The 12,805-nt window shown below is 51.4% G+C and carries 12 protein-coding genes; 8 read left to right on the plus strand and 4 right to left on the minus strand.

Going from position 1 to position 12,805, the window contains the following annotated elements; translation table 11 throughout:
- Positions 1 to 41 precede the first annotated feature (41 nt).
- From ABSH60_RS21750 to ABSH60_RS21780, 7 genes are all read left to right on the plus strand, one after another.
- Positions 42 to 497 carry a tellurite resistance TerB family protein gene (locus ABSH60_RS21750; RefSeq protein WP_056779881.1) on the plus strand — a complete coding sequence of 152 codons (456 nt, stop codon included), beginning with the start codon at positions 42 to 44 and terminating at the stop codon, positions 495 to 497.
- Positions 498 to 525: 28 nt separating this feature from the next.
- The gene (locus ABSH60_RS21755) at positions 526 to 1,569 is read left to right on the plus strand and encodes a TerC/Alx family metal homeostasis membrane protein (protein WP_056779884.1); all 1,044 of its coding nucleotides are present in this window, start codon (positions 526 to 528) and stop codon (positions 1,567 to 1,569) included.
- Between the two features lie 50 nt (positions 1,570 to 1,619).
- Positions 1,620 to 2,198, plus strand: a complete 579-nt coding sequence (locus ABSH60_RS21760; RefSeq protein ID WP_056779886.1) for a TerD family protein — start codon at positions 1,620 to 1,622, stop codon at positions 2,196 to 2,198.
- A gap of 80 nt (positions 2,199 to 2,278) precedes the next feature.
- Positions 2,279 to 2,854 (plus strand): TerD family protein, encoded by a 576-nt coding sequence (locus ABSH60_RS21765; RefSeq protein ID WP_056779888.1) that lies wholly within the window; start codon positions 2,279 to 2,281, stop codon positions 2,852 to 2,854.
- Positions 2,855 to 2,961: 107 nt separating this feature from the next.
- Positions 2,962 to 4,215 (plus strand): VWA domain-containing protein, encoded by a 1,254-nt coding sequence (locus ABSH60_RS21770; protein WP_390976127.1) that lies wholly within the window; start codon positions 2,962 to 2,964, stop codon positions 4,213 to 4,215.
- Between the two features lie 162 nt (positions 4,216 to 4,377).
- Positions 4,378 to 4,689, plus strand: a complete 312-nt coding sequence (locus tag ABSH60_RS21775) for a DUF1778 domain-containing protein (protein ID WP_390976463.1) — start codon at positions 4,378 to 4,380, stop codon at positions 4,687 to 4,689.
- Entirely contained in the window at positions 4,670 to 5,206 is a 537-nt protein-coding gene (locus tag ABSH60_RS21780) for a GNAT family N-acetyltransferase (RefSeq protein WP_056779897.1), read from the plus strand. Before ABSH60_RS21775 ends, ABSH60_RS21780 begins: the two co-directional genes overlap by 20 nt.
- Before the next feature lie 205 nt (positions 5,207 to 5,411).
- On the opposite strand, the gene ABSH60_RS21785 is transcribed toward ABSH60_RS21780, so the two are convergent.
- The 4 genes from ABSH60_RS21785 to ABSH60_RS21800 form a co-directional block, all read right to left on the minus strand.
- On the minus strand, positions 5,412 to 6,083 hold the full coding sequence (locus ABSH60_RS21785; RefSeq protein ID WP_122096802.1) for an oligogalacturonate-specific porin KdgM family protein: 672 nt from the start codon (positions 6,081 to 6,083) through the stop codon (positions 5,412 to 5,414).
- Between the two features lie 352 nt (positions 6,084 to 6,435).
- A complete protein-coding gene (locus tag ABSH60_RS21790; RefSeq protein WP_056779902.1) occupies positions 6,436 to 7,107 on the minus strand; it encodes an HAD family hydrolase in 672 nt (223 codons plus the stop codon).
- 190 nt (positions 7,108 to 7,297) lie between these two features.
- Positions 7,298 to 9,772 (minus strand): membrane-bound PQQ-dependent dehydrogenase, glucose/quinate/shikimate family, encoded by a 2,475-nt coding sequence (locus ABSH60_RS21795; RefSeq protein WP_390976129.1) that lies wholly within the window; start codon positions 9,770 to 9,772, stop codon positions 7,298 to 7,300.
- 379 nt (positions 9,773 to 10,151) lie between these two features.
- Positions 10,152 to 11,039: a LysR family transcriptional regulator gene (locus ABSH60_RS21800; RefSeq protein ID WP_056779909.1), complete on the minus strand. Its 888-nt coding sequence runs from the start codon at positions 11,037 to 11,039 to the stop codon at positions 10,152 to 10,154.
- A 141-nt stretch (positions 11,040 to 11,180) separates the two neighbouring features.
- Between ABSH60_RS21800 and ABSH60_RS21805 the strand changes: the two genes are divergently transcribed.
- A complete protein-coding gene (locus ABSH60_RS21805; protein WP_390976130.1) occupies positions 11,181 to 12,746 on the plus strand; it encodes an ABC transporter substrate-binding protein in 1,566 nt (521 codons plus the stop codon).
- Positions 12,747 to 12,805: the final 59 nt, after the last annotated feature.

Genomic DNA, 12,805 nt, shown 5'->3' on the forward strand with positions numbered 1-12,805 from the left:
GTGATTCACCACATAATTTTAATTATCTGAGGGCAGAGAAAATGAGTTTCTTCGACAAAGTGAAAGGCGCCTTTAACAGCGGCCGTGACGAGCTGACCAAACAGGTTGGCCGTTTCAAAAACAAAAAATTCATGCAGGGCACCGTTGCTGTTTGTGCACGCATCGCCGTCTCAAGCAATGGCGTGAGCTCTGAAGAAAAGCAAAAGATGATCGGCTTCCTTCAGGCTTCTCCTGAACTGAAAGTGTTTGAAACGAAAGAAGTCATTGCGTTCTTTAATGAACTGGTGACCAGCTTCAGTTTCGACTACGAAATCGGTAAAGGCGAAACCATGAAATACATTCTGGCGCTGAAAAGCCAACCAGAAGCGGCACAACTGGCCGTTCGCGTCGGTATTGCCGTAGCAAAAAGCGACGGTGATTTCGATCAGGACGAGCAAACCGCCGTACGCGAAATTGCGCTGGCACTGGGCTTCACCCCGGCCGAATTCGGTCTTTAATTTCAACACTCTGGCTTAAGGGCTATTTATGGTATCCACGCATATCGGTTTCCCGGCTGAAACCGTCACGGTATTTGTTGTTCTGGCTATTGGGGCGATTGCTGTCGACCTGTTCATGCATCGTCATGACAAGCCGATTTCGCTGAAAAGTGCTTCGCTCTGGACGGTCTTCTGGATCGTTGTGGCGATGGCTTTTGCCGGTTTCCTCTACATTCATCACGGTTCTGAAGTGGCGAGCCTGTTTATTACCGGTTATGCGCTGGAGAAAGTCCTGTCAGTTGATAACCTGTTTGTCATGATGGCTATCTTCTCGTGGTTTGCCGTACCGGATAATCTGCGTCACCGCGTCCTCTATTGGGGCGTTATCGGGGCGATTGTTTTCCGCGGCATCTTCGTTGCCATCGGGTCGAGCCTGTTAACGCTGGGGCCTTGGGTCGAAATCGTCTTTGCACTGGTGGTGTTGTGGACGGCCGTCATGATGCTCAAAAGCGGCGGTGATGATGACGAGATCGAAGACTATTCTCAGCACATTGCTTACCGTATGGTAAAACGCTTCTTCCCGATTTGGCCGAAACTGAAAGGACATTCCTTCCTGTTAAGCCAGAAAGAAGTGGACGCTGAACTGGCGAAACCTGAAAACAAAGACATCAAAGTGGGCCGTGTAGGTAAAGCTGCACTTTATGCCACGCCGCTGATGCTGTGTCTGGCCGTGGTGGAATTGTCCGACGTAATGTTCGCGTTTGACTCCGTGCCTGCGGTTATCGCAGTGAGCCGTGAACCGCTGATTGTTTACAGCGCCATGATGTTTGCGATCCTCGGCCTGCGTACCATGTACTTCGTGCTGGAAGCCATGAAACAGTACCTGGCACACCTTGAGAAAGCGGTTATCGTGCTGCTGTTCTTCATCGGTGTGAAACTGGGTCTGAACGCCACCGACCACCTGTGGCATCACGGTTACAATATTTCTGCTAACGCAAGTCTGTTTGTTGTTCTGGGTGTACTGGCTGTGGGTATCATCGTCAGCGTACTGTTCCCGGGCAAATCGGATGCTGAGGAAGGCAAGCAGGGCTAAGCCCTTGCCTTCCCCCTTGAAAATAAACGTTAACAATTGAGGATATAATTATGGGCGTTTCTCTCTCTAAAGGCGGCAATGTTTCTTTAAGCAAAGAAGCACCGACAATGAAAAATGTGCTGATCGGTTTGGGTTGGGATGCCCGCTCAACCGACGGCCAGGATTTCGACCTTGATGCCTCAGCGTTCCTGCTGACCAGCGCCGGCAAAGTGCGCGGCGATACCGACTTCATTTTCTACAACAACCTGAAATCCACCGACGGTTCTGTGCTGCATACCGGCGACAACCGTACTGGTGAAGGCGATGGCGATGATGAAGCCCTGAAAATCAAACTGGATCAGATCCCGGCTGACGTTGATAAAATCGTCTTTGTGGTGACCATCCATGACGCCACTACACGTCGTCAAAGCTTCGGTCAGGTGTCTGGCGCATTCATTCGTTTAGTGAATGACGACAACCAACAGGAAGTCGCGCGTTACGACCTGACAGAAGATGCGTCAACCGAAACGGCCATGCTGTTCGGGGAACTGTATCGCCATAACACCGAGTGGAAATTCCGCGCGGTGGGTCAGGGTTATGCAGGCGGCCTGAGCTCCGTATGCGCACAGTACGGCATCAACGCATCGTAATTTCACACAGTTTTTTGAAACCCGGCAGGCGACATACTGTTGCCTGCTGTAATGAACATGACTTATTACAGGAGTTTTAAATGGCAGTTTCTCTGATTAAAGGCGGCAACGTATCCTTAACTAAAGAAGCCCCAACCATGAATGTGGCTATGGTCGGCCTCGGCTGGGATGCACGCGTAACTGATGGCGCTGAGTTTGACCTCGACGCTTCTGTGTTCATGGTCGGTGATGACGGTAAAGTTATTTCCGATGCGAGCTTCATCTTCTTCAACAACAAAACCAGCACCTGTGGTTCCGTGACTCACATGGGCGACAACCGTACTGGCGAAGGCGAAGGCGATGACGAGCAGGTTAAAATCGACCTGTCTAAAATCCCGGCCGAAGTGAAAAAGCTGGTATTTGCCGTGACTATTTATGACGCAGAAGCGCGTAAACAGAACTTCGGTATGGTCAGCAACAGCTTCATGCGCGTATTCAACAACGATAACGGCACTGAAATCGCCCGTTTCGACCTGTCTGAAGATGCGTCCACCGAAACGGCAATGGTGTTCGGCGAACTTTACCGTCACAACGTTGAGTGGAAATTTAAAGCCGTCGGTCAGGGCTTCGCAGGCGGCCTGTCTGCACTGGCCTCTCAGCATGGCGTGAACATCTAAATCACGCATAATTCTGACAGCCCCGTTGGTTTCCATCGGGGCTTTTTTGTATCTGCAGGAAACGCGGCCTGAAGAGCCGGTGTTTCCCCTTAAACAGGATAGCCAAAATGGAATTGCAATCCGGACAGAACATCGCGTTAAACCAGCCTCTCCTCCGTATCACTCTTTCATACCCCGTAACAGCCGCCTTTCGCAGTGAAATCGATGCTTCAGCCTTTATGTTGTCGGCGCAAAATAAGGTCAGAGGAGATGCAGATTTCATTTTTTTCAATCAGCCCTCTGCGCCAAATGGCAGCCTGAGCCTCACTTCTTCTGCTGGAAGCAGCCAGTTTTCGCTGGATCTGAGAAAGGTTGATGCTGACATCGTCAAAATTGCTCTCACACTGGTGATTGACGGCCCGGATTCCGTCTCAGGTCTGCAACGGATCCAGATGAATGCGGAAGGTGTGGCGACGTTCGACATTCCTCTCGCCGGGCGGAGTGAAAAAGCGCTTATTGTGACCGAAGTCTATCGGCACAACGGTAACTGGAAACTCAGGGCGTCAGGGCAGGGGTTCAACGGGGGGCTGGAACCGCTGGCAGTTCATTTCGGCGTGGATGTGACCTCGCCATCCCCGGCGCCAGCACCAGCACCGACGTCAACGACAGTCAGTCTTGAAAAACGGATACAGGAAAAAGCGCCGCGCCTTATCAGTCTGGCAAAAACCGTCACGGTCAGTCTGGCCAAACATAACCTCCAGTCAGTGAAAGCTAAAGTGGCTTTCGTGCTGGATGCCTCCGGTTCTATGACCGGCGAGTTCAAAAAAGGTAACGTTCAGGCTGTGCTGGATCGCATCGCGGTTCTCGCTGTCCAGTTTGATGATGATGGCGACATGGATATGTGGGGATTTGCCGAAAAACACCGCAAATACAAAGATGTAACACTGGATAATCTTGATGGCTATGTCGCTTATATCCAGAACTCAGCAAGGCGCGGGCGGTGGGAGAATTTACCAGGATTGGGCGGTATCAATAATGAGCCACCCGTGCTTGAAGAGATTATCGATACTTTTAAGCACAGTGATTTGCCCGTGTACGTTGTTTTCATTACGGATGGTGGCATCAGTAAAACCAGAGCAATTAAAGAAGCCATTCGCCGCTCAGCGAACTACCCGATTTTCTGGAAGTTTTTGGGTCTTGGTGGCAGCGGCTATGGCATCCTCGAGCAACTGGACACCTTCACAGACCGTCGTATCGACAACACGCATTTTTTCGCGATCGACGATTTCGCCACTATGAGTGATGAACGTCTCTATGACCTGTTACTTGAAGAGTTTAAGGACTGGACCGTAGCCGCACGAAAAGAGCGGATTATGCGGTAAATGCGGTGTCCTGAGGGCGGGGCTGTTGCACAGAAACGATATCCTCAGCCCCCGTTAAACCTCTTTATAGGATACGGCTGTGAACCGTATCCGATTGACGCGTGCAGTGGATGCGGATAGATTATCAGCATACGGCTATCAGCCGTACCATGAAAAGAGGTCATTATGTCCAAAGTCGCGACATTCCCTGCAGAGGGTCGAAACATCAAAACCGCCAGAGTTGAATTAAAAACCAGCCCGGATCTCAAAGATATGCTGCGTGAAGCCGCTGCCGCCGCAGGGCTGGATTTAAGTGCATTTATCCTAAATGCAGCCATAGAACGTGCTGAGAGCGTATTGGATAATCAGCGTCGAAGGGAACTGACAACGCAGGGTTGGCAGCAGCTCAATGAGCTTCTCGCTGAACCTGCAGCACCAACGTTGGCACTACAGGCATTAATGCGGAGAAAGAAAGATGGCAAACCTAAAGAATGAACATGATGGCCTTATGGTTTGCAGCTACCAGTCTGATATTTCCTATCCAGGTAACAAGCATTTTGACTGCGGCAATATTGTACTGAATGCATACGTTCGCAATTCACTCAAGAAAAGCGTCAGAGACGGAAACTGCGCAGCAAAAGCACTGATAGATACCCAGACAGGTGAGTTGCTTGGGGTGTGTACGTTTTCTGCATACTCTCTTGAGCGGGCGAAATTGGCCGGAGCCGTTGCGGGATCACTGCCTAATGACATCGGGGTTGTACGGCTTAATATGCTTGGCATCGCCAAAAAAGAACAAAACAAAGGTTACGGGCAGGATTTGCTCTACGAATTCTTCCAGCATATTAAAATTATTCATGAAGCCTTGCCGATCAAAGGCGTTTATCTGGATGCCGATCCTGGCGCCGTCAATTTCTACACGCGATTAGGTTTTGCCGAACTTACTGCACCCCCAAATGCCTTTGGCGCAATACCCATGTTTCTGGGAATTCAGCACATCCTCGCAGCGTAATTTTAACGGTAAGGGTATCGGATATCTTTTTTGACCTTTTTGCCAGAGCCAGCCCAGGCAGATCACTGTCTTATTAGCGCTGAGTCTTTTAATCTCCTCAGCGCTTTCGCAGTTTCAATTAAAAAATATCAGTGCGGAGTTTCTCATTTTCCACGTATTTATTTTCAGGAATATACAGAAAGTTCGATAAATTATTCACAACGATTTAAAACGTATAACCCAACCCTACACGAAAGCGGGTTTGTCTTTCATCACTGTTGCTTCGAACTGAAACATTCCCGACTTCAACAAATGGGGACCATGCGCCAATAATATAAGCGGTTCTGAAATTGTATTCATAGTTGTATTTGCTGTTATTATAGAGGTCATACTTATCGGCTTTTTTATAAATACCCTCCAGCGTCCAGTCAAAGTTATTCCATTTATATCCCGCCCAGACATCCATACGATTTACCGTATCGTCTTCACGGGAGTCGGATGAGCGTCGCGTATACTCGAAACGATATCGGGCACCCAGCCACCATGATTCATTAATCGTCCAGGTTGAGCGTAAATAGGGTTTATAGGTGGAATAGCCGCTGCCTGTTTCCAGTACAAAACCGGGCTGCCAGGCGACAGGGCCACTGCTGAACTGGTAGTTCACCGTATATTCGTTGCCCTGTACTTCGAGATCGTTAAACGCTTTGTTCGTGTCATCTCCTCCGGATTTTGAAATGGCTTCAACTGCAAATCCAAAGCCATTACTAAACCGGTTAGAGATATATACACGATCATAGTTGGCTTTACTGTCATCAAGATATTCATGACGTACATCCATATAGACGGCATGTGCATTGGTGACGGCCAGAGAGAATGAAAGCAAAAGGTATTTTTTCATGTTAAACCCATTTTTAATAATAATTAACTAAGAGGGGTGCTTAAGGCTGAACACGAAGTTATGCTTAATGAAAAGCTGTTTCAATATTTTAAATTGGTTTTTTAATAAAATTGAATATTCATCACAAGTATTCAAATTGGCGGGATTTTTGGATTACATTCAGGCGGTGATAAATATATCGGAAGTGTGAAATAAAAAGGGGTGTTCTTGATTTGGCTGCCACTTGATGAAATTTTTTGTCATTATCATCAAGGCAATGAAACAGGAATGGCAAGCGGGAAAACAGACTGGCCGGAAATGAAAATATCAACGAGAAGGCGGCAGAGCTGGCACACCTTCCCGTTAACTCAACTTACTTACTGCGCAGTTGTTTGATCCGCGCAATGGGCGGATTGCGTTTCGCCCATGAACCGTGGAAATGTCGCCAGTAAGGTTCCTGCGCGGCAGCCAGCATTTCATAGTCGCCGCGCGTGTCGCCCCAGGCGCGCAGATGGTATGAGGAAAGCGGGCCGTACTCCGCTTCAAGTCGCTCGACCTTCTGGCCGCAGCGGCAGTTGTGGCCGCTGATGCGTCCCGTCAGTACGCCGTCTTTCACTTCTAAATTCGTGCCGATCAGGCGAATGCCCAGACGCTCTGCGAACGGTTTAAGCACCATCGCCGGTGAGGCCGAGCAAATCGTCACGATGGCACCGGAATTTACCTGAGTAGCCACCGCAATCAGACCGGAAGGGCGCATCAGACGCTTCCAGTAACGCTCACAAAATTCTTCTGCCTTCTCTTCGACCCATTTAGCCTCAACGCCGGTCATAAATGTGTGGATCAGCACTTCCTTCAGTTCATCGCGTGTCAGCCTGCGGCCCATGCATTTCAGGGTAGGCAATACCAGGCGTACCAGGCGACGGGCGAAAACGCGTTTACCAAAGGCAAAGCGCAGGAAGGGCACGAAACTGTCGTGCTTTGTCAGCGTGCCGTCAAAATCAAACACAGACAGGGAATCGCCAACATTAATTACATCGCTAACCATTGTTCAATTGCTCCTTCGGTTGTGCCCGCCGGGATCAGGGGGACAACATCAATCATCTCTGGCATTAGTGTAATCGGTTTAGGCCTGTTGATCATTGTTGTCTGCTGCTTTGTTAAGTCGCAGACGAAAAAAAGCCCGCCGGTTTACATCGGCGGGCGGGGTCTTTTTAGTGCTGACCTGAACTTAAAATTTACTTCGCATCAGGCAATGCATAGGCAATCACGTAGTCGCCACGTTCGGCGGACTGACGTGCGCCACCGGCGCTGATGATGATGTATTGTTTACCGGTTTTCGGTGAAACATAGCTCATCGGGCCAGACTGGCTGCCGACCGGCAGACGAGATTTCCAGATCTCTTTACCGTTCGCGGTATCGAACGCACGCAGATAGAAATCCTGCGTACCGGCGAAGAACAGCAGGCCGGATTGCGTTGACAGGCTGGCGCCCAGCGTTGGCATACCCACTTCCATTGGCATGCGCATTTTGATGCCCAGCGGGCCGGTGTCTTTCACCGTACCGACCGGCACCTGCCAGACGATTTTACCGGTTTTCAGGTTAACCGCGGACATGGTACCAAACGGAGGTTTCTGGCAAGGAATGCCCAGCGGAGACAGGAAACGCTCACGCACCGCGCCGAACGGCGTACCGTCCATCGGCACCATACCCATCTCAATCCCGCTTGCGCCGGTTGGCACTTTGGCACGCGGAACCATGTAGTTCGCCAGACCCAGACGCATATCATTCACAAACATGATGGCGTTGTTCGGATCAACCGATACGCTGCCCCAGTTCATGCCGCCCAGAGAGCCTGGGAATTGCAGGGAACGATCGAGGCCCGGAGGCGTGTACACACCTTCGTGACGCATGCCTTTAAATTCGATGCGGCACAGCAACTGGTCCATCGGCGTGGCGCCCCACATATCAGACTCTTTCAGCGTCTGGTTGCCGATGTTTGGCATCCCGACAGAGAAAGGCTGTGTTTTGGAGTAGCGTTCGCCAGGGACGTTGCCCTGCGGGACTTCGCGGTTTTCGACTTTCGCGACCGGCTCACCGGTTTCGCGGTTCAGCATGAAGATCATGCCTTGTTTGGAGGTCTGCACCAGAACTGGCGTGCTGCCACCTTTGTCGTCCGGCAGGTCATACAGCAACGGCTGAGACGGCAGGTCAAAGTCCCACAGATCATGATGCGTGGTCTGGAAGGTCCAGCGAACTTTACCGGTAGCAACGTCAACCGCGACCACCGAAGAACTGAATTTGTCGTCAAGCGCGGTACGTGTGCCGCCAAAGAAGTCTGGCGTGGCGTTACCGGTTGGCATGTAAATCAGACCCAGTTTCGGATCGTATGACATGGCCGACCAGACGTTCGGTGTACCACGGGTGTAAGTCTGACCTTCCGGTGGCAGTTTGGTGATGTTCGGATTACCCGGATCCCATGCCCATGCCAGTGCGCCGGTATGAACATCGAATGCACGCACGACGCCCGGAGGCTCGCCGGTGGAGAAGTTATCCGCCACGCGACCACCGACCACCACCACGTTCCCCGCAACCAGCGGAGTTGAGGTTTGCTGGTAGTAACCCGGTTTGACTTCACCCATACCGACTTTCAAATCCACCACGCCGTTGTCACCGAAATCAGCACAAGGCTTGCCGGTGTCAGCGTTGATGGCGATCAGACGCGCATCGATGGTTGGCAGGAACAGACGACGTTCGCAGGTGCCGCTGACCGTACCGCCGGTTGCAGCCGGTGAGTGAGGTGCAGAGCTGGCAGAGGGAGTGGCTTCGGCAGCCGTTGAGGTGCTCGCTGTCGCCGTTGACTCCGCGACGGGTTGTGCCGCAGGTGCCGCCGGTGCAGAAGCATTCTCGTAATAACCCAGGCCACGACAACGCTGCCAGTTAGGCGCGGTGGAGTTGGAATCGTAAGACCACAGCTTTTTACCGTCGTCCACGTTCAGGGCAATCACTTTGCTGTAGGCGGTACAGACAAACAGTTTGTCGCCGATCTGCAACGGAGTGTTCTGATCTTCCGCGCCGGAGCCATTGCTCTGCGGAATATCGCCGGTGTGGGCAATCCACGCGACCTGAAGCTTGTCTACGTTGGTCTTGTTGATCTGATCCAATGCAGCGAAACGGTCACCGGCAGTCGTGTTACCCCAGCTTTCCCAGTTTTTCTGTTCAGCACCCGGAGCCACCGGTTTTACCGGTGCCTGGTCGTTTTCGGCGCTGATGATTGGCGTCGGGACGAAGGTGTTGGCGAAAGCGGCAATCAGCGCAACGGCTACCACACCTGCCAGCGAGAAGCTTGGCCCTTTACGCGCCACCAGACCCGCGCGTGCTTTCAGCAGCGGGTAGGCCAGTGCGACCAGGAAGGCCAGAACGCCGAAGGTGAACAGGCGGGAGAACAGTGGCCAGAACGTGAAGCCCGCGTCCCAGACTGCCCAGATAACAGAAAGCACAAAGGCCACGGCATAAAGCCAGGCACCTGAAGGCTTACCTTTGAAAATCAAAACGGCGGAAACGATGAGCGCCAGACCCATCAGCAGGAAGTAAACGCTTCCTCCCAATGTGGCCAGATACGCGCCACCGATGCCGAGTGTCAGGCCGATGACCAGCATCAGCGCACTCAGCAGCCAGAGGAGCCAGGTCCACTTGCTATTTGTTGTTGGCATGATTTATCTCACTGCATGGTTTTAGAAAACTGTTGATGAAAAGCGGGTAACACGTGGTGAGCACCCGTTATTAAATGAACCAAATAGAACAATTTCGCGCAAATAGTAATACTTCCCATCCGGGTTGTGAATGTGTAACGAAGAGTTTGAAATTAGGTAAATTATTATAGAAGAGATTATTATTTATGCAGGGAAATTTTACGCGTTGATTTTAAAGAATAAAATAAAGTGTGTTATTCATTATTTAAATGTTTATTGAGATTAATATACATTTTTCATCTAACCGATCGCACCAAGTGTCCAATTATTTAGGGTCATAAAACTGAAACAGACTATTTTGAACTCGCTGGTACGAAACGAGCGAACCTGATGGGGCGTTTTACAAATAGCCTTCGATTAACGTCTTCATTTCTTTGGTGATCTGTTCTATCAGACGGCTTTTCGGAATTTGCGGCGGGAACACGGCCAGGTAGGCGATGCTGATGTCCGGAGTGAAAGGTTTGATCACCAGATTGCACCTGTGGCTGCGGGCTGTGATGAAATCCACCACGCCGACACCCAGATTATTTCCCGCCATGATGCAGCAATTGTTCAGCGACGTTTCGATAGGATTGTTCATATATAAATCCTGACGGCTCATCACCTGATCCAGCTGTTCCCGCAGCGGCGTTTTACGGCCCGGAATAATGGGGCGGTACAGCGTCAGATCCTTCGCGGTCACCACATCCTGCTTTGCCAGCGGATGGCGCGGCGACATCACGGCGACGGCATTCGCCCGCGCCAGCATCTCCGCTTCCAGCCCTTTTACATCGGGTTTGCCAAAAACAAAGCCGACGTCGTACTGATTGCTGGTGACCACATCCATAATGTGCGTGGTGCTTTCGATATCCAGAAACAGCGAGATATCGTCAATGGTTTCAATGAGCGGCGGCAAAATATGCTCGACGCACAGCGCAGATAACGCCGCCACCGTGCCGATGCGCAGAACGCTGCCTTTGGAATGGCGGATTTCATCGGCAATACGTGAAATATGTTCAAGGCCAAGATACAAACGCTCCACTTCACGGTACAGCTTAATGGCGTCGTCGCGCGGGATCAGCCCGCGTCCGTCGCGATCGAAAAGCTTCAAATCCACCGCATATTCGAAATCACGTATCAGCCTGCTGACCGCCGGCTGAGTAATGTTCATCATGTTTGCTGCTGCCGTAATGCTGCCGGTGAGGATCACTTTGTGAAAAGCTTCTACCTGTCTGGGATTAATTTTCATAATATGTCCTCATGATCCATAACATTTGTTTATGGATGTAACACAAAATACAATTTTCAATTCAGATGTCCACCCCCTAGACTCCGGTTTACGATCTGACACACATTGCCTGAAAATCTAAAATAATTAAGGGTTAAATGAATGAAGAAGTCCGTTCTGGCAGGAGTGCTTTCCTCAGCACTGGCCACGCCTTTTGTATTACACGCCTCTTTTGTACAGGCTGCCGATCTTAAAATCGGTCTTGCCGCTTCAACGACCTCAATGGATCCGCAGTTTTACGTGGGCGGTGCGAACAGCGCCATGGCGCGTAACATTTTCGACGGGCTGGTCAATCAGGACGAAAAACAACATATTACGCCTGCGCTGGCGGTCTCGTGGAAAGTCATTAACGACACCACCTGGGAATTTGCCCTGCGTCCCGGTGTGAAATTCCACGACGGCAGCGATTTCACCGCGAAAGACGTGATCGCCAGCATCAAACGTGTGCCGCTGGCTTCGAAAAACAGCCCGAGCGCCTACACGCCTTACGTCAATGACATCGCTGATGTCGTTGAAGTGAACCCGCTAACGGTGAGAATTATCACCAAAGCGCCAACGCCTCTGTTACTCAACAATTTAAGCCGTGTGGCTATTTTACCGGCACGGCTTGAAAACGTTCCGCCACAAACCCTTAACGAAGGGAAAGAGGTGATCGGCACCGGACCTTTCAAATTTGTCAGCTGGACGCCGGATGACAACGTGGTATTGGCGCGTAATGACCAGTATTGGGGCGGAAAAGCGCAGTGGGACAACGTGACCCTGCGTGTGTTTAAAAACCCCAGCGCGCGCGTTGCGGCGATTCGTTCCGGCGACGTCGATGTGATTGAAAGTGTCCCGACGGCAGATGGCAGCAACCTGGCGAAACAGGCCGGTCTGCACATGGAATCCGTCGCGGGTAACCGTATTCTCTATTTACACCCGGATCAGGATCGTGACGATTCGCCGTTCGCCAAAGGCCCGGATGGCAGCAATCCGCTGAAAAAGCGTGAAGTGCGTGAGGCGATGTCGCTGGCGATAAACCGTCAGGCGATCGTGGACAGGATCATGGACGGCCAGGGCGTTCCGGCTTCGCAGCTGGTGCCAAAAGGTTACTTCGGCTACACGCCGTCGATTGGCGCACCGGAATACGATCCGGCCAAAGCCAAACAGTTGCTGGCGCAGGCCGGTTATCCGAACGGTTTTACGCTGACCTTCCATGCGTCGAACGACCGTTATCCTAACGATTCGAAAATTGCTCAGGCCCTCGGCCAGATGTTCACCCGCGTTGGCATAAAAACCGACGTGGTGACCATGCCCGGCAGCGTTTATTTCTCACGGGCTTCTAAACGCGATTTCAGCCTGATCATGGGCGGCGCGGCGATTGAAACCGGTGAAGCCTCCGGTGTGCTGGGACCGTTGCTGGAAACCTTCGGGCCGAATGGCGGGCAGGGCAATCGCGGGCGTTATTCGAACCCTGAATTTGATAAAACGCTGGCGCAGGCGCGTTCGACCCTCGACGACGCCAAACGCGAAACACTGTTACAACACGCCACAGAGATAGCGATGAAGGATCAGGGCACCATCCCGCTGCTGTTCCTCTCCTACACCTGGGCGATGAAAACACCTTATACCTACGTGGGCCGTTCCGACGGCTACACGTTGCCGTACTTTGTGCATGAGAAACAGTAAGTAAGCGCAAAGTACATACCGAACCCACGCGGGAATAGAGCGCCATCACCAGGGTTGTT

Origin of the sequence: Rahnella sp. R3(2024), from assembly GCF_042920125.1 — a bacterium.
Taxonomy (GTDB): domain Bacteria; phylum Pseudomonadota; class Gammaproteobacteria; order Enterobacterales; family Enterobacteriaceae; genus Rahnella; species Rahnella rivi.

Bases quoted from the DNA above. Each gene is read 5' to 3' on its own strand.
- ABSH60_RS21785 (WP_122096802.1), bottom strand. From the start codon at position 6,083: ATGAAAAAATACCTTTTGCTTTCATTCTCTCTGGCCGTCACCAATGCA.
- ABSH60_RS21800 (WP_056779909.1), bottom strand. From the start codon at position 11,039: ATGAAAATTAATCCCAGACAGGTAGAAGCTTTTCACAAAGTGATCCTC.
- ABSH60_RS21780 (WP_056779897.1), top strand. From the start codon at position 4,670: ATGGCAAACCTAAAGAATGAACATGATGGCCTTATGGTTTGCAGCTAC.
- ABSH60_RS21795 (WP_390976129.1), bottom strand. From the start codon at position 9,772: ATGCCAACAACAAATAGCAAGTGGACCTGGCTCCTCTGGCTGCTGAGT.
- ABSH60_RS21750 (WP_056779881.1), top strand. From the start codon at position 42: ATGAGTTTCTTCGACAAAGTGAAAGGCGCCTTTAACAGCGGCCGTGAC.
- ABSH60_RS21760 (WP_056779886.1), top strand. From the start codon at position 1,620: ATGGGCGTTTCTCTCTCTAAAGGCGGCAATGTTTCTTTAAGCAAAGAA.
- ABSH60_RS21770 (WP_390976127.1), top strand. From the start codon at position 2,962: ATGGAATTGCAATCCGGACAGAACATCGCGTTAAACCAGCCTCTCCTC.
- ABSH60_RS21755 (WP_056779884.1), top strand. From the start codon at position 526: ATGGTATCCACGCATATCGGTTTCCCGGCTGAAACCGTCACGGTATTT.
- ABSH60_RS21805 (WP_390976130.1), top strand. From the start codon at position 11,181: ATGAAGAAGTCCGTTCTGGCAGGAGTGCTTTCCTCAGCACTGGCCACG.
- ABSH60_RS21765 (WP_056779888.1), top strand. From the start codon at position 2,279: ATGGCAGTTTCTCTGATTAAAGGCGGCAACGTATCCTTAACTAAAGAA.
- ABSH60_RS21790 (WP_056779902.1), bottom strand. From the start codon at position 7,107: ATGGTTAGCGATGTAATTAATGTTGGCGATTCCCTGTCTGTGTTTGAT.